A 21204-nucleotide genomic window follows, 5' to 3' on the forward strand; every position below is an offset into this window, starting at 1 on the left:
CGCTTCAAATAGGGTGTTTTGTGAGTGACTTTGCGGAGCAAGCATATGGCATATGAGATCAAAGTTCCAGCGCTTGGTGAGTCGATTGTGGAAGCGATTGTGGCACGCTGGTTGAAGCAAGCGGGTGAAGCGGTTGCCGCTGGTGAGCCAGTCGTTGAACTTGAAACCGATAAGGTGAATCTTGAAGTTGCGGCTGATCATGCCGGGGTGATCGGGGCGCTGCTGGTGCAAGAGGGGGCGACGGTCGGCATTGGCGATGTCCTGACGACGATTATCCCCGGTGCTGCCACGACGATCGTGCCCCCGCCGCCTGCCGCTATCGCGCCCCATAGCGAGAATGGTGCGCACGCCACGCAAGAAGAAGCGGTGAGTATGCCCGGTGGGGTTGTCGCTACCCCAACGGCCCAGAAAGTGGCCGCGCAGCATGGCATTGACCTGCGTACGCTCAGCGGAACTGGTCCTGATGGGCGCATTACGAAAGAGGATGTCCTGCGGAGCGTGGAGGCGCCTGCGACCAGTACCATTGCGGTACCTGTGGCACCTGCGCGCCCCCAACCAGTTGCCCCCCCACGAGCGGCACCGGTAGCACCTGTTCCTCCCATTGCTGCCCCGGCCCCGACCCCTATCGAGTATGCACCAACGCCAGCCCCAGTGGTCGCGTCGGGGGGCGATGGTCGCCGTGAGGAACGGCAACGCCTGACCCGGCGCCGCCAGACGATTGCCCGTCGCCTGGTCGAAGCGCAGCAGACCGCTGCGATGCTCACAACCTTTAATGAGGTTGATATGAGCAGCGTGATGGAGTTGCGCAAGCGCCATAAGGATGGCTTCAAAGAGCGCCACGGGGTCAACCTCGGGTTTATGTCGTTCTTTACCAAAGCCGTAGTCGGGGCACTCAAGGCCTTTCCGACAGTCAATGCCGAAATTCAGGGCGAAGAGGTGGTGATTAAGTACTACTACGATATCGGGATGGCGGTTGGCGTTGAAGAGGGCCTGGTGGTGCCGGTGGTGCGCGATGCTGACCGCAAGAGCTTTGCGCAGATCGAGCAAGAGATTGGCGTGCTGGCGGGCAAAGCTCGCAATGGTACGCTGAGTCTCGCTGAATTGATGGGGGGCACGTTCACCATTACCAATGGTGGCGTCTATGGCTCACTGATGTCCACGCCTATTCTCAATGCGCCGCAAGTTGGCATTCTCGGTCTCCACAAAATCGAAGAGCGCCCGATTGTGCGCGAGGGTCAGATTGTGATCCGCCCGATGATGTACCTGGCACTTAGTTATGACCATCGTCTGATTGATGGGAGTACGGCGGTGCGCTTCCTCGTGCGACTCAAAGAATTGATGGAAGATCCTGAAGCCTTGCTGCTTGAGGGATAATCCGTTTGTGCGTCGTGCGCGGTGCCAGCAAGCTGGCACCGCGCACGACGCACAGGGTAGTCGAAGCGATCGGCCTATTGAGGAGCAACACTGATGTACGTGTGGCCCGAGACGGTTGCGGTGGGTGATGGGCGGCTCGCGGTTGGGGGATGCGATCTGGTTGCGCTGGCTGAACAGTATGGGACGCCGCTCTATGTCTTTGATGAGGTGACGCTGCGCGGCGCGATGCGCACCTATCGGGCGGCGTTTGCCGAAGCCTACCCGGCGCAGCATCGCGTCCACTATGCAAGCAAGGCGTTGCTCAATACGGCGCTGGCCCAGATTGTTGCCGAGGAGGGCCTCGGCTTGGATGTGGTCTCGGCGGCTGAGTTGTGCGTGGCCCAGCGAGCCGGGGTGCCGATGGGGCACGTGCATCTGCATGGCAATGCGAAAAGTGAAGCCGAATTGGTGCGTGCGATGACATGGGGCGTCGGGGCGATCGTCGTTGATAATCTCGATGAGCTTGGCTTGCTCGAGGCGTTGACCAGGCAGTGCGAAGAACCGCAAGGGGTGTTGCTGCGCCTCGCCCCCGATATTGCCGCCCAGACGCATGCCCATATTGCGACCGGTAGCAGTGACGCCAAATTCGGTTTACCACGTGAGGCGCTTGACACCGCCGTTAGGCGCATCCTGGCGGCCCCTGGACTGCATTTGCTTGGTCTGCATGCCCATATTGGCTCGCAGCTCTTTCGGCTTGATCAGTTGCAGGCGACGGTGCAGGTTCTGGTCGAAGCGGCGGTACAGGTGCGTGATCAGTATGGGTATACTGTGACCGAGTTGAGCCCCGGTGGTGGCCTGGGGGTTCCGTATACGACCGAGCAACCGCCGACGGACCTTTGTGGCTACGCGACGATGCTTGCCGCGACCCTGACAGATGCGTGTACGCGGGCGAACTTCCCCCTACCCAGGTTGACGATCGAGCCGGGGCGTTCCATTATTGCGCGGGCGGGCGTTGCGCTCTATCGAGTCATCGGACGCAAATATGCGCCCGATGGACGGCTGCTCTACCTGCACGTTGACGGCGGTATGGCCGACAATTTACGCCCGGCGCTCTATGGGGCGCAGTATAGTGCGCTGCTGGCCAATCGTGCCGACGAGCCAGCGGATACGGTCGTGGCGGTCGCAGGCCGGTACTGCGAATCTGGTGATATTCTGTTGCGTGAGATAGCCCTGCCATCCGGCGCACCTGGCGACATCGTAGCGATTGCTACCGCAGGTGCGTATACGTTGAGCATGGCGAGCAACTACAATCTTGTTCCACGCCCCGCCGTGCTCTTGCTCGATGCTGGAACAGTTCGGCTGATCCAGCGCCGCGAGACCGAAGAGGAGTTACTTGCGCGTGACATCGTGCTGTAGCGGGGTAGGTGATGCAAAATCATTTCTTTTATCGTGGCCCGATCCGTGATCGGCGCTACCTCTATGGGCGCGAGCCGCTGCTCGAGCGTGCGCTCGCCTTCATTACCTCTGGACAGAGTGTGGCGCTGATTGGCCCGCGACGCATTGGCAAGACCTCGCTGCTACTTCAGCTTGGTGATCCAGCGTTATATGCGCAGATCGGGCATGAGGTCAGCAGGCTCCATTGTGTCTACCTCGACTGCCAGAGTCTCATTCAGGCTAGCCCTGAGATGATCTATGGGCGGCTACTTGCCGCGATCGGCGAAGGATCGGAGGCTGCTTCAGCGGGGTGCCGTGCGGATGGCAGCGAAGGCGTAGCGTTTGCCCAGTTCGAAGCAGCCATTGAGTACGCCAGCTCCAACGGCTATGCGTTGATTTTTTTGCTCGACGAGTTTGAGAGTTTGCTTGCGAATACGCAGCTTGATCATGCTTTCTACACGAGTCTGCGGGCACTAGCTACAACGCAGAGGGTCGTCTATGTGCTTGCTTCGTCGTGCCCCTTGCTTGAACTCGACCATGTGCATCTTGAGGCGTGGAACGTCGCGTTGCTCAACGACTTTGCAGTTATTCACCTGGGGTTACTCTCGGTTGAAGCGAGTCGTCTGCTGTTGCAAGAGTTGTCAGCGCGAAGTGGTTTTGCCTTTGATGAACCGTTGATCGAACAGTTGCTTGAACTGGCCGGCTGCCATCCTCTCTTGCTCCAGATCGCCGGTTACCATGCGATCGATTTGCTGAAGACCGATGAGCTCCAGCATTCTTGTGATGTGCAGATGCTCGAGCGTGCCTTTCTGAGCGAAGCCGCCGCACAATGGAGTGCCATGTGGCATCGGTTGAACCTTGAGAGTAAACAGATGCTGGCCCTCTTTGCGCTGCTCGCCCCGACCTATCCAGCTGCGGTGCGTCGCCTCGAAGCCTGTGGTCTTGTGATGCAGGGGGCCGATGGGCAACCAACGCTGCTCTCGGTAGCCTTTCGTCGTTTTGTCGCGGAACAAGAGGTTCCCGGCGTGATCCAAGTGCCACCGGTGACGCTTGTGCCGTCACTCAAGACAGCCCTGTTGCGCGGTGAGCCATTGCCCTTGCCGCCGCAGCAGTTTGAGCTCTTGAGCTATCTGGTCGAGCATCGCCAGCGCATCGTCTCACGTGAAGAATTGACCGCGGCGCTCTGGGGGCGTTACGATGCAGCGAGCCTTGAGAGTCTGCGTACCGCGTTGCGCAGTCTGCGCGAGGCGCTGGGCGAAGACCAGGGCTGTATCCAGATTCTCCGCGGGCACGGCTGCCAGTTTGTTGCGCTCGATCTTCCGGTTTTGCTCCTCCAATGATCCGCCAAACTTCCCTGTTTGCTCCCTCCACAAACTGAGCGGCGATGGGCTATCATAGACTCAATCCCAGCAAAACATTGCTTCCAGATCGCTCCTTGTTCGTGTTTTGGACACTCTTATGCTCAGCGAGCCTCCCTGGTTGAGGTGCAACTGCCGCGCCTTCTGCCACTCCCCCTCCGTTGCCCAGGTGCCCCCTTGACAGGGCTTGCAGTTGCCCCAAACGCCAGCAGCAAGGCCCTGATGAGTACAGCGCAAAGGAATGGGTCAGCATGGGAAGGGAGCAACCCCGTCGGTTCTCTGGTCGCACGTCGGGTCGTTTGATCGGGTTATGGCTGCTTGTGGTGCTGCTTGGGGGCGCGTTGGCCTTGCCCTCGCTCTTGGCTGCAGCGTCACGTCAGGCGAGTCTCGCCAGTTGTGCCCAGGTTCCCGTGGTCGAAGCGGGTACCGAGTTGGCGCAGTCTTTCGCCCAGACGGCCTCAGGGGCAGCCTGGGTTCGTTTGATGGTCGAACAGGATCAGCGCTATCGGCTCGAGGTGAGTGAGGCTGCCGCGCTGCAACTGAGTCTCTATGACCATTGTAGCCGTGGTGGCGCATCGTTTGCATTATCGAATGGCACGCTTGAGTTTACCGCGCTGCGTGATGGACCACTCTTTTTGCTTGCCGAGCGCAACGGGCGTGCTGTGGCGAGTGAGGCGAGTTTTGCCGTCAGTCTGGCCCCCGCCGCGCCGCATCGCCCGAACCTCGCCCAGAGTCAAGAGGTGCCCGAGGCGGTGCAACGCCGGGCGATTGAGTTTCTCGAAGAGTTGCGCGGCAGCGACCTTGCCCCGGAATGGGTCGAGGCTCGCCTGAGCCGCGATGTGCGCATCATCTATCGCCCTGATCTGCAAACTCCAGCCTATTACGAATTTAGTGTTGAAAAACCAGGGCCAAATGGCTATGATCCGGCTGGGTTTATTCAGCTTGCCGCCGGCGAGCATGATTATCCGGTAGCGCACTGGGATGTCTCGGGCATGTCGCCGACCCAGGAGTTGGCCGAAATTGCGCCGCTCGGGGCGAGACTGACCGAGTTTTACAAGCTCGATGCGCTCTCGTATGCCTCGGAGTATGAAGCGATCACGCCGGTGGGGATCAGCGCCGTGGTCGATGATGTCGTGAACCTTGGCGATCTGCCGCAACGCATTCCGGGTCTGAGCGATCTGCCGCAGGAAGAAGCCGAACTGGTGACCGAAGGCGTCGACTCGGAGGGCAATGTGGAGCGTGAAGGCCCCGAAGAATTGCCGCTGAGCGAACAGGAAGAGTGGCCTTCATGGGAAGCGTTGAAGAAGGAGTATGAGACCGCCTACGCACCGTTGCTTGCCGCCCAGACGCAACGGGTCGAAGAGACCTGGAAACTGGATCAGAACCTGCGCACCAACGGCGAGACGTTGATTCGTGGGGATCTCCGTGAGGTCTTTGGTTTGCCGAATCAGCCGATTACCGCGATCAATGTGACGGGCGACGGTACCACAGCGCAGTATCTCCAGCAGGAGCAACTGACCGAAGAGACGCAGTTGCGCGGTGTTCGGCTGGTGGTGCTTGATGAGCCCACCGATCCCGCAACGCTGCTGCCGGTCAATGTTGAAATTACTTATGGAAGCGGTCTTTCCGAGACAGTCAAGTATGCGATTGCCAACAGTCAGGCCCTTGGTCTGACGGGAAGCAATGTCGTCTATTTGCCGGTCGTCACGCAGGGTGGTGCTGGTACCGCTGAAGTTGCGCTGAGCCAGACCGGGGCAGAGCTCAACGGATGGGGCCCGTGGCAATACTGGTGGGCCGACGGCAATGCTGGCGGCATTCGCTACGGCCAGTTTACTACCGGCGGTTGTGCCAGCGGCTGTGGTGCCACGGCCTGGTCGATCCTCTTTGCTTGGGTTGACCGACGGGCAGCCGAGAATCACCCGCTCTGGCGCAATCACTGGGGGCTCTACCGCGAAAATGGTGGCCTCGGCAGCAATGCTGTTGCACCGTTGAGCCAGGATACCGGTGTGCGCAATATGACGAGCGAGATCCGTGGGCAGATAGGCACCTTCTGTATTGCCGGCAGTGGGGCGACCTGGCCGTGGCGGATGATTGATGCGTCCAAGTATGTGCGGCCACGGGCAAGCACCTCGTGGCGCATGAATACGCGCTATGATCCGACGGGGCTCTGCTGGTTTGGGGCATGTGACCGCAACCGCAACCTTGCCCGTGATCAGATCATCAATCGGCGTGCGCCAGCCGTGGTTGGGACCGGCTGGTTGCAACATTACCCGGTCGCCTATGGCTACGCCCAGCGCCGCAAGCGCTCATGCTTCCTCTTTATCTGCAATACGAGCTATCAGCGTAGCTTCTATGTCAACAACGGCTGGTATGGCAACAATAACGGCTGGACAAGTGCCGATGTCTGGTTTGCTGGGGTCTATAATAATCCGTGAGACAAGGGGGCCATAGGCCCCCTTGTCTCACGTTCAGCCTTCGGCTAGGGAGGTGGGGGCCTACGGCCCCCACGCCCTGCTGGGATAGCGCAGGAGAAGCAGCATCATGACACGGATGACCTCGTATGCGCTTGGGATCACGATGGTGGGCTTGATCGGCCTGCTGGTAAGCCTGGGAACCGCACTTGGGGCGGCATCGAGTCGTAGCGGGACTCAAGCCTTTGCGCTAGCCTCAGGTATACGAGCGCCCCTCTCTCCTGCCCCTATCGGGACGCCCATCGCTGTATCGCACGGTGTGGCGGATACGACGTTGCCGGATCTGGTGATTACGGCGCTTAATCTGACGCCATCCGACCCTGGCGAGGGAGGTACTGCCGATATTGAGGTGGTGGTCAAAAATCAGGGCACCGCCGCAACGTCGGGCCGCTTCACTATCTATCTCTATGTTGAACCGACCGATGAACCGCCAACTGAGCAGACTGAGTATACGACCTTTGCTGGCTATGCGCTGACGTTGCCCCCCGGGGGGACGTTTAGCTTTACCCGGTTTGACCAGCAATTTACGCGCACACCGCCGACGGTCTATGCCTGGGTTGATCCGCCATGGGAAAATTTCATTACCGAGTTAAATGAAGCAAATAATCTCTTTCCACAGGTTGCTACTGGGGTTGATACCTTTGAAGATGATGATACGTGTGTTCAGGCGAAACCCATTCTAACCGATGGGACGCCACAGAGTCGCAATTTCTTTCCGAATTCGGGGCGTGAACGTGATGTTGATTGGGTGACGTTCAATGCGGTCGGTGGTGTCACCTATGCGGTCGAAGCGAGTCCGACCGGCGTTGATGCTGATCCAATTATTGAACTCTACAGTACCTGTACAGGGGCACCGAGTTTTAGCAATAAAGTCATTACCGAATTCACTGCCCCTGCCGATGGCCCGATCTTTTTGCGGGTTCTTAATAACAAGACCGACGCTGGGCCTGATCATCCTTACACGCTTCAGGTAACGAACGATAGCGCCTGCCCGAATTATTTCGAGCCAAATAATAGTGCCGCTACCGCTGGCGATTTGCCGCTTGCGACCGTGCAAACTCACAGCTTTTGCAAGCCTGCCGATCACGACTGGGTACGCCTGGCGGTTGAGGCGGGGGCCAGTTATCGTGTGGTTGCGACGAACGTCGGGCCACGAGCGAACGCGATCCTTGAACTCTATCGTACGCTTGAGGCGGCAACGAGTGCGGCAAGCGGGGCTACCATCGAGTTTATTGCGGCAGAAACCGGCCATGTCTATCTCAAAGCGGCCCAGGTTGAGCCTGAGGTTGCTGGTAGTGGCACTGAATATACCCTGCGCGCCGAGCGTCTGAGTGCCTCGGGGTGTACGCCGGATAGCTTTGAAGATGACGATACGCTTGAACAGGCCGGTTCAATTGCGGCTGATGGAACCACCCAGACGCGCAATGTCTGCCCTGAAGGCGATCTGGATTGGATCAGTTTTACGGCCAATGCGGGAACGACCTATACCATCGAGACGCTGAATCTGGGTGAAGCGGCTGATACCGTGATGTGTCTGCATACCAGCACTGGTGAACAGATCGCGTGTGATGATGATGGCGGCACCGGCAAAGCCTCGCGCCTGAGCTTTGAACCGCCCGTGAATGGCAGCTATCTGTTGCAGATCAAGGATTTCTCGCCAACTGTTGCGGGTGATCTGACCAACTACGATCTCAAGGTGACACAACGCATTTGTCAGCCCGATGTCTTTGAGGATGATAATAGCCGTGATAGTGCGCGGGTCGTTGTTGTTGGAAGCGCAGCAACCAACCGCAACTTCTGCCCGGCAGGTGATGAAGACTGGATCGCCTTTGTCGCTGACGAAGGCAAAAATTATCTGGTCGATGCGATTGCGCTCGGTGCCGAAGCCGATACGCTCGTTGAGTTGTACGACGCCAACCAGGTCTTGCTCGCGCTCAATGACGATTTTACCCCCGGTACCAGTTCGCAGGTGAGTCTGGCCGAGGCTCGTGCAGGCAACTATTTTGTCCGGGTACGCCAGTATAATCCGAGCTACCAGGGCATCGGCACCGAATATTCGTTGCGTGTCCGCGAAGGTACTGCGGTACCTCCGCCGACGCCTTCCCCTGGCCCAACCCAGGGACCCTCGCAACCCCCAGGGGAGACCGACGTGCGGACGTTGATCCTCTTCAACGAGACGCGTTTTGGGCAGATCCATAGTGTCGTCGAGGCCACTGAAGTTTTGACGCGCCTTCAGGCTTTAGCGCAACATCCGCAGGTGAGCGGCGAGCTTGTTTTGCTTGACGATAATGCCCAGGTTCAGGCTGCTTATGCCGCCTGGACGGCCGATCTTGGCAATGTCGAAAAAGCGAATCAGGTGACGGCCGCCATTCGTGCGGTTGTTCTGACCTATCAGCAACAGCGGAGTGGCCTCGCATATCTGGTGCTGGTTGGCGATGATCGGGCGCTTCCGATGCGGCGCATCTTCGATACCACCCCACGCTCATCAGAACGAACCTATCCGCATGTCAGTACGAACAATCCCGCCGGAGTGGCCCTCAAGGAGAACCACTATCTCACCGACGACTACTTTTCAGATCGCGAGCCAGCCGAGGTTAACGGGCGCGAGCTCTTCATCCCTGATCTCGCCACCGGACGCCTAGTTGAAACGCCTGCCGAGATCATCGCTCAGCTCGACGCCTTTCTCGCACGCCAGCGCACCACAGTGACCAATACCTTGATCACTGGTTACGATTTTGTGCAGGATCTTGCCGCGGCCGATTGCGACGACTGGCGAGCCGATCTGGGCATTCCCCGCATTGATTGCACGCTGATCGGCGATACCTGGACGGGCGATCAACTGCGTGCGTTGCAACCACGCACAACGTCGCCGTTTAATATTCAAATCTTCAATGGTCACGGAACCCACTATGCCCACGGGGTACCGGTGGGCAATGCGTTGCGCGCCAACGAGGTTGCCGAGGGCACCGCCGATCTACGTGGTGGCCTGATCTATTCGCCCGCCTGTCATGCTGGACTCAATTTGCCCCCGGCCAATGAAACGAACCCGCTTGATCTGCCGCAGGCCTTTGCCGGTCGCGGGGCCAGTTATATTGGCAATACCGGCTATGGCTGGGGTATGCGCAGTGCCGTCGGTCTCTCGGAACGCATGATCCGGCTCTATACGCAAGAACTGCTCAAAGGCACGCGGGCGAGCATGGGCCAGGCGCTGGCGACAGCAAAAAGCCTCTATTTTCAGCAGGGCCAGTCTTTTTCCAGTTATGACGAAAAGGTGATGCAGCAACTGGTCTTTTATGGCTTGCCGATGTATGAAATCGAGACCGGGGCGGTGCTCTCGGGCCCGGGCAATGAATTCCCCGGGGTCGGGTTCACCCCGATCCTGCCGGGTGGCGGCGCCGCACTGATGAGCAATGGCTCAGTCTTGACCGGCTCGGTGGCGATTGACTTTCGCAACGCCGAGAATCTTGCGCTGTCAGAGACCGACGATGGCGGCTATTATGCGTTGAATGGTTCGGTGCAGACGGTACCGGGCTTGCCAGTGCAGCCGTTGCACTTTGGCAACGTGACGGCCCCCAACCTGGAGGCTCGCGGAGTCTTGTTGCTCGAGGCGACCTATCAGGAAGCCGAGCCGTTCGATCCGCTCATTGCGGCCCCCTTCAACGAATATCAACCCGATAATGAGCCTGGCGAGCTGGCCCAGGCCCGTGGGCTCTTCCCGCTTGTCCCAGTCTCGATCCAGCGCCATAACCAAACGTCGAGCCTGGTAACGCAACTTGGCCAGTATGATGCGGATCTGGGATCTTTGCGCCTGCTGAACGACGTCAATGCCGAAATCTACTACAGCCTCTCAGAGGAGCAGTTTTCACGCGAAACGACCGTCATTGACGGCATTACCCGTGTTGGCACTCCTCAGGTCGAAATTAAAGTTGGTACTGTTGAAGTTGCCGGGATCGAACGAGTTGTCTTGTCGTATATTCAAGACATCAACCAGGCCGCCCGCCAACTGCAATCAATGGATCTCACCTACGATCCACGCTCACAAAAATGGGTTGGCTCGTTCCAGGGTGACACCAACTCGCGCTATCTCGTTCAGATCGTTGACAAGGCGGGCAAGATCACCGTTGCCGCCAACAAAGGCCAGTATTACACTCCGGGCCTCGTGACTGCCGCACCGGATACGTCGTGTACCGGCCGTTGTGTGTTCCTCCCGCTGGTGAGTCGTTGACCTAAGCTTTGTGACAAAGGGTGACTGTTATGCGTATGTTATTCACGGCCGTGCTGGTCTTTGCCGTCGTTGTGCTCGTTGCGACGACGCGCTATCCAGCCGAAGCTCAGGGAACCTTGAGCGCCAGTACCAGTTTCAACTACCAGGGTGTGCTGACGACTGATGGAGCACCAGCCAGTGGAAGCTTCGATCTGCGCTTCATTCTCTACACTGCTGCCACCGGCGGCTCGCAAGTTGGTGCGAGTCTTTTGCGCGAGGATGTCACGGTCAACCGTGGGCTCTTTGTGGTAGCGCTTGATTTTGGAGATGTCTTTGATGGCGACCCGCGTTTTCTCGAAATTGCGGTGCGCCAGGGTGGTTCCACGGGTGAGTTTACGATCCTTTCGCCCCGCCAGGAACTGACCAGCGTGCCGATGGCGATCTTTAGCCAGAATAGCGTCAACAGCCAGAATAGCGTCAACAGCCAGAATAGTGTCACGAGCGAAAGCACCAATGCTTTGCGTGAGCAACCCATCGCCGAGACTGCGCCAACCAGCGGCCAGGTCTTGAAGTGGAACGGGACAGCCTGGTCACCGGCGGCTGACAATAATACAACCTACAGCGCTAGTACCGGGTTATCGCTTGCAGGCACCACCTTTAGTGTCAACTTTGGTGGCAATGGCAGCTCGAGCCTCATAGCCCGGGCGGATCACACCCATCTTGGCTCATTGTGGCGCGGTGATGTTGGGTTCACCGCGCTGTGGGTCGAAAACCAGTCGACGGTGAGTGGCGCTTCGGGGGTGGTCGGCATCAGTGTCGCGGCGAACGGCTTGAGTGGGCGGAGCACGTCGGGCAACGGCGTGAATGCGGTCAGCACGTCGGGGAATGGGGTGAATGCCAGCAGTTCCACAGGTACCGGTGTGCGTGGCGTCAGTTCGGCTGACAATAGCGTCGGGGTCTGGGGTCGCAATAGTTCCGGGGGATGGGGTGGCTATTTCGAGGGTCGTGTCACCGTGGTGGGCACCTTGAGCAAGTCGGGCGGCTCGTTCTTGATTGATCATCCGCTCGATCCGGCCAATCGCTATTTGAGTCACTCGTTTGTCGAGTCGCCCGATATGATGAATGTCTACAATGGCAATGTCGTGCTTGATGCCAACGGACGCGCCGAGGTCACGTTGCCCGACTATTTCGAGGCGCTCAATATCGAGTACCGCTATCAGTTGACGCCGATTGGCGGCGCGGCCCCCAATCTGCATATTGCCGAAGAGATCGTTGACAACCACTTTGTGATTGCCGGGGGTTCAGCGGGGCTCAAGGTCTCGTGGCAGGTGACGGGCATTCGCAATGACCCGTGGGCACGCGACAACCGGATCATTGTTGAGCAGGAAAAGATCCCGGCCGAACAGGGCACCTTCCTCTATCCAGGGGCGAATCCTGACGTGACAGTACAGCCGCAAACAACGCCTGGCGAGCCAGGGCCAATGGTCCCGGCTTCATCTGGTACGACGGTAGATGTCCCTGCGCCTGCTGATGTGTCCCGCTAGCGATGGAAAGGCAAGCCTCATGCAACGCACATCGCTTTTCGGGGTGATTATTGGTGGCTTGTTGCTCGTGCTGACGATCACGATGGTGGCGGCCCAGGCCGGTTTTGGCTTGCCGTGGGTAGCGGTCAGTGGTGGCGGCGGCACGAGTAGCAGCGGCTCGTTTGCGGTTCAAGGTTCGGTTGCATATGACAGTAGCCCACCCCTGAGCAGTGGCGTCTACACGCTGACCGGCGGTTTCTGGCCCGGCCTCAATGACGAGGCCCCGATGTTGAGTGCCGTCGAGCCCACGGCAGCGCGCAGTGTGGTGCCAGTTGCGTTGGCGCTGACGGGCAACTATTTTCAAGTTGGGGCGACCGTGACGCTCGGCACGACGGCGCTGGAAAATGTGACGACGATCAGCGCCTCGCGCATCGAAGCGGTGATCCCCGCCGGGGTAGCTGCCGGGGTCTACGCGCTTGAGGTGCGCAACCCCGACGGGCAGAGTGTCACGCTTGATGATGCCTTTACCGTCGAATTGCCCAACCTGCGCATTTTGCAAGTCCAACCTGATCAGGGTGCCAATCAGCAACCCGTCGAGATTGTCATTGCCGGCGAGGATTTCTCGCCAGCGGCTGAGGTTCGGCTTGGTGAAACGCCGCTGACCGTCATCCACGATAGCACGACCCGCATGCGCGCAACGGTGCCGGCTGGACTTGACCCGCAGGCCTATCCATTGACCGTGATCACGCCCGGGGTCGCTCAGGCAACGCTTGAGAATGCCTATACCGTCGTGGTACAGGCTTCAGCGGGGGCCGACAATTTTGAGCCAGACAATACCTGTGCGACCGCAAAAACGATTAGCATTGACGGCGTCGCCCAGGCGCGCACGTTTCATCGTACCGAAGATGTTGACTGGGTCGCCTTCAGCGCCGAAGCAGGACGGCGCTATCTACTGGTAGCTCGCCCACCCGCAGGTTCCCCCGCCAGTCTTGCGGTCGAACTGTATGATCGGTGCGAGAGCGACCCAACAGGTGGGCAGAATAACACCTTTAGCAACGGCGTCAGCATCTCGTTTGATGCTGCAATCACAGGCACGATCTACCTCAAGGTGATCAACCGCGATCCAAGCATCTTCGGATCAGAGGTCGCGTACGACCTCTCGGTGCGCGATCTCACGACGATCACCACCGCTGAGGCGCGAGGTGCAGTGATCATTGTTGCTGGCAAGTTGCGCGACAATGATGATGTGCAACAGCAGATCCACGGGGTCGCACGCAATGCCTATCAACTCTTCCGCGCCAGCGGGTATGACGACGATCATATTCAGGTACTGGCGACTGATCCAACGCTGGATGGGTACGATGCCCCGGCCACGCTCACGAACCTGCGCAACGCGATCACCAGCTGGGCGCGTGAACGGGTCGTCTCGAGTAGCCCCCTGACCATCTACATGGTTGGCCATGGTGACGAAAATCGTTTCTATGTTGATGAGACTGCGGGGCAGCAGCGTCTCGAACCCGAGCAACTCAACGAGTGGCTGAATCAACTCGAAACAGCCCGCCCCGGACTCAAGGTCAATCTGATCATCGAAGCCTGTTTCGCCGGCAGCTTCATTCTCGACCCGGGCAGCCTCAGCAAAGTCGGGCGGGTGGTCATCGCCTCATCGCCTGCCGACAACGTGGCCTATGCCTCGCCCGAGGGGGCCTATTTCTCGGATACCTTCCTTGCGTCACTCGCCTCATACAGTCTCTACGAGAGCTTTCTTGACGGCAAAGCGATTGCCCGTGCGACCTATCCCGACCAGATCGCCTGGCTGGACGATAACGGGAATCGGGTGCCGAACGAAGCCGCCGACGGGCAAGAAGCGCAGCAGCGGAGTTTTGCGCTTGCAACCCTGAGTGACGATCTCAACTTCCGCCCGCTCATTGTCGAAGCGACCTTTGTGCGCACCGAGGGCAGCAATGGTACCATCAGTGCGGTGGTACGCGACGATCATGGCGTCGAAGAGGTCTTTGCCCAGATCTTCCCACCCTCATACCAACCACCCGATCCACAGTCAGGGCTGGTCACGGTAGCCGTACCCTTTGTCACCCTGACCCCGCTGGGCAATGATCGGTACAGCGTAAGCTACGACGGCTTCACCGAAGAAGGTGACTATCGCCTTGTCATCCAGGCCCGCGACAATGACGGATCCAATGCCTTGCCCGCTATTGCCACCACGGGCGGGCAGCGGGTCTATTTGCCATTGACGATCAGGTAGGGGCACGGCGGTGCCATGACCCAACGGAAGAATTGGTATAATAGAGCCATGGCGTTCGCACCCCTTACGCGGGGATGGAAAAGGTGGTATGTGTGTGCTCGTGGCTCTGCCACGAGCACGCACATACCACCTTCACAATGATATGTTCTATGCGATTGGCGTGCTTGTTCGGGCACGTTTGCAGATCACACGCAATAATCTCATCCGAAGCTCGCTCGGCAACAAAATTGGCCTGGCTTTCCTCTTGGTGTTAGGCAGCCTGGCGATGTTGGGGCTCTATAGTTTCACCCGTTTTACGGTGAGCCTTTTACGCGATCCTGAGTTCGCGGCGCTTTTGCGTGAGGCCGCCGAGACGACCCCCGGGTTGCCTACGGCGATCGCGCCGTTGCTGGCGGCTGTGCCGAGCATGATTATGCTCATAGCGCTGACCCTGCTGATCTTTTCCAGTTTTACCAGTCTGCTCAATTCCCTCTATTTGGCGGGTGATCTTGATATGTTGCTGGTCGCGCCGGTGCCGATGCGGGCGGTCTTTGTGGTGAAGTTTTTTGGTGGTTTGCTCACGCAGTATCTCATCCTCTTTGTGCTGCTCGCCCCCGTGCTCGTTGGCTATGGGCATGGGATGGCCTACGGGTTTTTCTATCTCGTCAGTGTCTTGGTAGCCTTGCTCGTGGTGCCTTTTTTGCCGGCGGGGTTGGGGGCGATGCTGGTGATGGGTGTGGTTCGCATCATCCCCGCCCGTCGCGCCCGCGAGTTGGTGAGCATCCTGGGCGGGCTCATCGGGGTGACGTTCTTTCTCTTGTCGCAGTTCAGTCGACAATTCATCGCTTCAGTTGCTGGCCCCGATACACTTGCCCTGCTGTTGCTCCTTGATATGCCGCTGTTGCCCTCGACCTGGGCAGGCCGTGCGCTCGTGGCGTCCGGCGAAGGTCAGTGGCTGACTCTGCTCGGGTATGGTTCGCTCTTTCTGGGCACGTCGCTGGCTGTTTTTGCCGCCTGTCTGGTGCTGGCTGAACGACTCTACTATGATGGCTGGAGCAACCTCGCCAATCAGGGGGGCAAGCTACGGGCGCGCAAGGCGATCGAGCGGAACGCCTGGCTGCCGGGGCGCACCCTGGTCGCGCGGCTCCTCCCGAGTGAAGCCCGGGCGCTGCTCGCCAAAGATCTGCGGCTCTTTTTTCGCGATTTGCGCAATCTACAGGCGCTCATCTTTCCGCTTGCGCTCGCCGGGATCTGGACGTTCCAGGCGCTGACCACGCCAAATACGCTTGAGTCCCCCGCCGTCGCGTGGGCGCTCCCATTTGTGCAACTGCTCAGTGCTGGCATTGCTTTTTTCATCTGTCTCAGCATTTCAAGCGTGCTTGCCGGTACCGGGATCAGCCGCGAGGGCAAGGCCTTCTGGCTCCTCAAACTTGCCCCGATCAGCGCCAGCAGGCTCTTGCTTGGCAAGATGACCCTGGCCTTCCTGCCCTTTCCGGTGATCGGGACGGCCTTTCTGTTGATTCTGGCGCTGGTTGGGCATCAATCGCCTGGCATCTTCGTGCAGCAGTGGGTTCTCTTGATGCTCGTAGGGCTCGGCTGCGCCGCCTTTGGCATCGGCCTCGGCGCGGCGTTCCCCCGGCTCGACTGGGAAAATCCACAGCAACAGGCGACCTGGCAGAGCGGGTGCCTCAGCACGATCTTCTACCCGCTCTACCTCGGGTTGATGCTGCTGCTCGTCGCGGGTAGCGGGTCGCTCGGTGTGGTGCTTGGCGGCGGCGTCGCCGGCTTTGGCATCCAGCTCACTGGCTGGTCGGCTGCCGCGATCGTTACGCTGGGTGTGATCTGGAGTGGTCTGAAGATCGGGGTAAAAGGGTTAGACCGGATCGAATTGTAGCGTCGCATTTCGCATGGCCCACAAGCCAGTGACGCCGCGAGCAACCGGGCGGGCACCCGTCAGACCTCACAGGTCTTGCAGACCTGTGAGGTCTCGCCCGTGTTACCCATACCGGATTATGTACTGAAAACCATAAGTAGTTTGGAACTAAATCTCCCGGTAGCGCCGCCGACCACGAAGAACCCTCACGAATATACGAAGCCAGGCTTTGTGACGCAATTATTCGTTGTTTCGTGGCCCCAATTCGTGGACGGCAACACCCTTTGCGCCTTTGCGCCTTTGCGTCAAATCATCTCAGAGACTCGTCACCAAGCCGGGTCGTACGATCACATTCTGCCAGACTTGCTGGCGATCATTCTGCGTTACGACGACCGTGTAGCTCCCTGGGGGCAATTCAACGGCCCCAAACCAGCCATCGGCGCTGGCGGTAAGATCGCGCAGCCAGGTGCCTTCGTGGATGAGCGTAACCCGCGCATCGGGCGTGAGCACGCCGTCAATGGCGGCCATGCCTTGCAGATGGCCGGCGGTCGGGGCGACGATCCAGGGCCAGTCGGGGGCGCGGGCTGGTTGGGCAAAGACGGTGGCGCGCAGTTGATCCATAAAAGCCCGGCGCGACTCGTCATTGCTGCCGGCAAAGGCCCCTGCATACGAAAAGAAGGCGACCCCAGAGAGCACGCGCCCTTGCTCATCAGGCGTCAATGCACGGGCAACCTGGCTGATATTCTGCTCGGGCGTATTAAGCCACGAGCCGATCCCAGCGACAATCGTGCGCCGTCCAGTATTGGCGCGATCAAAAGCCAGCCAGCCATCGTACCACTCACGTGAACGCGGCACGCCTTCGGCAAAATAGTGCATCGGGATCGCCACGTCAATGATGCCCTCGGCCAACCAGGCAGGCCAATCTTGAAAAACTGTGCTATAGGCCGACGAACGCCCCCAGTTGCCATCGTTGCCCAGGCTCCCCCAGGTAATCGTGGCTGCACTCACCTCGATGGATGGCTTGATCGCCTTGGCCCGTAGATAGAGCCGTCGCGCCAGTTCGGTGACACGATCCCGCCGCCACTGGCTCCACGCCGGATCACTCGGCTCTGGCCGGCTGTTGAGCGGGCGGCCCGTCGCCCGGTTGAAGCGCTCGACGCTCACCTGATTGTAGCCATAGCTTTGCCCCCCAAAACGAATATAATCCCAGTGGAGGCCATCGAGCGTAGGGTACGCCCGCAGCAGATGTTCGACCACCCGCTCGGTATGGATAATCGCCTCGGGATGCCCAAAATCAAAATCGCCGATCTGCTGCCCCGCATACGTCGCCGTCGTCCAGCGGGCCGTGCCCTGCGCCCGTGGGCCGTGGGCAGTACAGACATGATCCGGATGGCCCCAGAGCCGATCCGAGGTACGACAGACAACCGAAACGACCAGCCATGCATGAACGCGCAACCCCTCTTCGTGGGCGCGAGCCAGCAAATAGCCAAGCGGATCAAACTCGGCGGCAGGGGCGAGGCGCGGATCGGCCGCCCGGGGTTCGATGGCATTGTTATACCAGGCGTCCCCGTGGCGACGCACCTGCACAATGATCGTATTGGCCCCGGCCCGCTTCACATTCGCCACCAACTCATCGACCTGCGGATGATTATGGAAACCGGGATTGAGACTATCAACCCAAAAGGCCCGCATCTGCTGCACCGGCTCTTGTGCCTGTACCCCCGGGGTGGGCAACGCCGTGATCAGCAGCACGAACACGAGCAACGAAAGAATGAATCGCATAGAGATTAGCCTTTGCGCCAAATCATTACAAAACGTACGTTACAGGCTACTTACTGGTCTGTCAACAGAGTTTTCCGATAGCACCGCCGACCACGAATACTGATCACGAAGAAACGAATATGGGCGTTGCGGTGCGGTATTCGTTTCTTCGTGCCCCCAATTCGTGGACGGCTGAGGACGCCAGAAAACTTAATTCACAAACTACGTACCTACCCGGTTGAACCGAGCCCATCCGCAATCGCGTTGACCGTCAGCAACAGCCGGGTGAGCAAGGTGGCGTCGACTTCAGTGCCTGTGGCCCGCTTGGTGCGCCACTCACCGAGCAACGTGACTTGCTGACGGTGCAACAGGCGTAGCCCCGGCGTACGAACCTGGATCATGGCATGGACGTTGGGCCGTCGCTGGTCCAGCGGTGCGCCATAGATCTCTTCCAGAAGCGTGACGGTGCGGTCGTACTCGGTCAAAATGATCTTCTCCAAGCGTTCGCGTAGTGCGCGCTCTTCGACAAGATCGCTGTACCAGCCCATAACTTCAGTATCGGCGGTAGCGACGCTGGTAGCTGCGTTGCTGAGGATGTAGTGCAGGGGTGCCCAGGTAATCAGGTGTTCGCTCAGCGCCGCAAAAGCCGCTTGATCTTCACTTTTCAACCGTTCGAGGGCGCTTCCAACTCCATACCACCCAGGCAGAAAAAAGCGCGCCTGGCTCCAACTAAAGACCCACGGGATCGCGCGCAAGTCAGCCAGGGTAGCCTGACCAGACCGACGGGCCGGGCGCGAGCCAATCCGGCTCTCTTCCAACACATCGACGGGCGTGGCCTGACGATAAAAGCGCAGGAATCCGTCACTACTCAGCAGCGTCGTATAGGCCTCACGACTCCAAGCGGCTAGGCGATCCATCGCCGGTTCGAGCGGATGGGTTGTCGCCGTACCGAACCGCTCACGCATTGTGGTACGGGTGACACCAGCCAGAAACAGCTCAAGGTTGTAGCTTGCCGTGACGGGGTTGGCATATTTTTGCGCAATCGTCTCACCCTGTTCGGTAATGCGCACATCGCCACCAACTGATCCGGCGGGTAGCGCCTTGAGGAAGCGATGCGTCGGCCCGGCCCCTCGACTGATCGTGCCACCGCGCCCGTGGAAAAAGCGAATCCGCACGCCCCGCGCCAGGCCGACGGCAGCGAGGGCCGCCTGAGCACGATAGAGCGCCCACAGGCTCGCGATCAGGCCCCCATCTTTGTTACTGTCACTATAGCCAATCATCACCTGCTGGATAAGATCCGCCGCGCCGGTCTGGCGCCGTTGCTCTTCCAGACTGCGCTGGGTCATTGGATGATCGAGAAAGGCTGCAAGAATGCTCGGGCTGCGCTCGAGATCTTCAATCGTCTCGAAGAGGGGCACCACCGACAGCGGGCAGGCAAGACCATCCGGGGTCGCAACGAGCAAGCCGGTCTCACGCGCAAAGAGATAGACGGTGAGCAAGTCAGCGACATTGCGGGTCATGCTGACGATAAGCCCGCCCAGACCCGCCGCGCCATAGGTGTGCAAGGCAATCCGGATCGCCCGATAACTACTGAGGATCATATCGGCTTCGGTGCCGACGCCTGCTCGCGCACGGGTAAAAGGCCGTGGCGAAACGAGTTCGCGGGTCAACAGATCCATCCGACGTGCGACATCCCAGGTTGTCACATCATGATCAGCAAAACCGGCGGCAGCGAGCAATTGCGCAAGCGCACGGTCGTGAACCGCACTATTCTGGCGAATGTCGAGCCGCGCGAGGTGGAAGCCAAAGGTATGAACATTACGGATAACTGGTGTCACCAGATGCGCCACGAGGCTCCCTGCCCCGATCATCTCCAGGGACTGCGCGAGGATCTGCAGGTCGCGCACCAGTTCCTCGGCGCGCTGATAGACGTGCGCCGCAGGAGCATCAGGGAGGCGTGCGAGCATCAGATTGATCCACTGACGCCACGGCTCATTGGGATTACGGGCAAGCGCGTGCGCCCCTCGTTCGCCCAATTGGGAGGCGGCGATCGTCATCTGATCGACCAAGAGCTGCGGGGCAGCCTGCAACTGATCAGAGAGACTCAAGTAGCTCGCCAGATCGCTCAACTGGTCGTGGAGCAGACCAAGCGCCTGGCGGCGGAGCTCTGCAAGTGTCTCGGTTGTCACCTCGGCGGTCACCAGCGGATGCCCATCACGGTCGCCACCGACCCAGGTACCAAACTGGAGCGACGGAAGGGCCTCGGGAGCCTGGAGCAGCGTCGGATTGAAACCAGCTGCTTGCCAAGCCTGGCGCACCCGTGCATCGAGCATAGGAAGAACGGAGGGAAAAACCGTCCGCAGATAATGAATAATATTGCGTCGCTCTGAAGCAACATCCGGCTTCGCGAGAAAGATCTCGCCGGTACGCCAGAGCGCAATCAGACGAATCACCGCCTCGTCACGGATCGCCTGCTGCTCATAGGGGGTCCAGTGCGGATTAGCGCGCTTGAGCAACAGCAGATAGAGAGCACGGTGATGTTCAAGCACCGTCGCACGTTTCGCCTCAGTCGGATGCGCCGTCAGCACAATCTCAACGCGCATCGTTGGCAACGCCGCAGCCAGCGCCGCCTCATCGAGGCCGTGGGCCTGTAACTGCGCCAACGCCTCACCCCAAAGCGCAGGCACCGCCGCGAGACCAGCGCGGGTCTCGGTCGTACGGCGATACTGTACAGCAGCGCGTTGTTCAACCATACTCAACAACTGAAACGCGATCGAAAGCGCCTGCACCAACCGCTCGGGCGGCAAATCGGCGCGAGGAGGATCATCCTGCGGCGGCGTAATCCAGGGCAACACCCTAGCAAGATCCGGCTCACCAGAGTCAAGCAACGCCTCACGCAGACAATCCATCAGAAAAGAAAGCTCGTCGGAAAACGTCGCCGGATCAACGGTCGACAAATTCACCAGGGTCATAGGCACATCCTCCCGC

General features: G+C 59.4%; 10 protein-coding genes. 8 read left to right on the forward strand and 2 right to left on the reverse strand.

Going from position 1 to position 21204, the window contains the following annotated elements:
* Window positions 1-45 precede the first annotated feature (45 nt).
* The 8 genes from odhB to EKD05_RS13265 all read left to right on the forward strand — a co-directional run bounded on the left by odhB (window position 46) and on the right by EKD05_RS13265 (window position 16476).
* Window positions 46-1374 carry a 2-oxoglutarate dehydrogenase complex dihydrolipoyllysine-residue succinyltransferase gene (gene odhB / locus EKD05_RS13230; protein ID WP_129673460.1) on the forward strand — a complete coding sequence of 443 codons (1329 nt, stop codon included), beginning with the start codon at window positions 46-48 and terminating at the stop codon, window positions 1372-1374.
* A 93-nt stretch (window positions 1375-1467) separates the two neighbouring features.
* The gene (lysA, locus tag EKD05_RS13235) at window positions 1468-2769 is read left to right on the forward strand and encodes a diaminopimelate decarboxylase (protein WP_129673462.1); all 1302 of its coding nucleotides are present in this window, start codon (window positions 1468-1470) and stop codon (window positions 2767-2769) included.
* An 11-nt stretch (window positions 2770-2780) separates the two neighbouring features.
* Window positions 2781-4127: a winged helix-turn-helix domain-containing protein gene (locus EKD05_RS13240; RefSeq protein ID WP_129673464.1), complete on the forward strand. Its 1347-nt coding sequence runs from the start codon at window positions 2781-2783 to the stop codon at window positions 4125-4127.
* Window positions 4128-4396: 269 nt separating this feature from the next.
* Window positions 4397-6580, forward strand: a complete 2184-nt coding sequence (locus EKD05_RS13245) for a hypothetical protein (RefSeq protein ID WP_129673466.1) — start codon at window positions 4397-4399, stop codon at window positions 6578-6580.
* 106 nt (window positions 6581-6686) lie between these two features.
* Entirely contained in the window at window positions 6687-10841 is a 4155-nt protein-coding gene (locus tag EKD05_RS13250; RefSeq protein WP_129673468.1) for a pre-peptidase C-terminal domain-containing protein, read from the forward strand.
* Window positions 10842-10870: 29 nt separating this feature from the next.
* Entirely contained in the window at window positions 10871-12364 is a 1494-nt protein-coding gene (locus EKD05_RS13255; RefSeq protein ID WP_129673470.1) for a hypothetical protein, read from the forward strand.
* Between the two features lie 19 nt (window positions 12365-12383).
* Window positions 12384-14603, forward strand: coding sequence for an IPT/TIG domain-containing protein (locus tag EKD05_RS13260; protein ID WP_165360726.1), 2220 nt, complete (start codon window positions 12384-12386; stop codon window positions 14601-14603).
* Between the two features lie 142 nt (window positions 14604-14745).
* The gene (locus EKD05_RS13265) at window positions 14746-16476 is read left to right on the forward strand and encodes a hypothetical protein (protein ID WP_205703940.1); all 1731 of its coding nucleotides are present in this window, start codon (window positions 14746-14748) and stop codon (window positions 16474-16476) included.
* A 294-nt stretch (window positions 16477-16770) separates the two neighbouring features.
* Here EKD05_RS13265 and EKD05_RS13270 read toward each other — a convergent pair whose 3' ends face one another.
* Both EKD05_RS13270 and EKD05_RS13275 read right to left on the reverse strand, forming a co-directional pair.
* Window positions 16771-18237, reverse strand: a complete 1467-nt coding sequence (locus EKD05_RS13270) for a family 10 glycosylhydrolase (protein WP_129673476.1) — start codon at window positions 18235-18237, stop codon at window positions 16771-16773.
* Between the two features lie 209 nt (window positions 18238-18446).
* Complete coding sequence (locus EKD05_RS13275) at window positions 18447-21188, reverse strand: phosphoenolpyruvate carboxylase (RefSeq protein WP_129673478.1); 2742 nt, start codon at window positions 21186-21188, stop codon at window positions 18447-18449.
* Window positions 21189-21204: the final 16 nt, after the last annotated feature.

The organism is Candidatus Chloroploca sp. Khr17 (assembly GCF_004138165.1).
Taxonomy (GTDB): Bacteria; Chloroflexota; Chloroflexia; order Chloroflexales; family Chloroflexaceae; genus Chloroploca.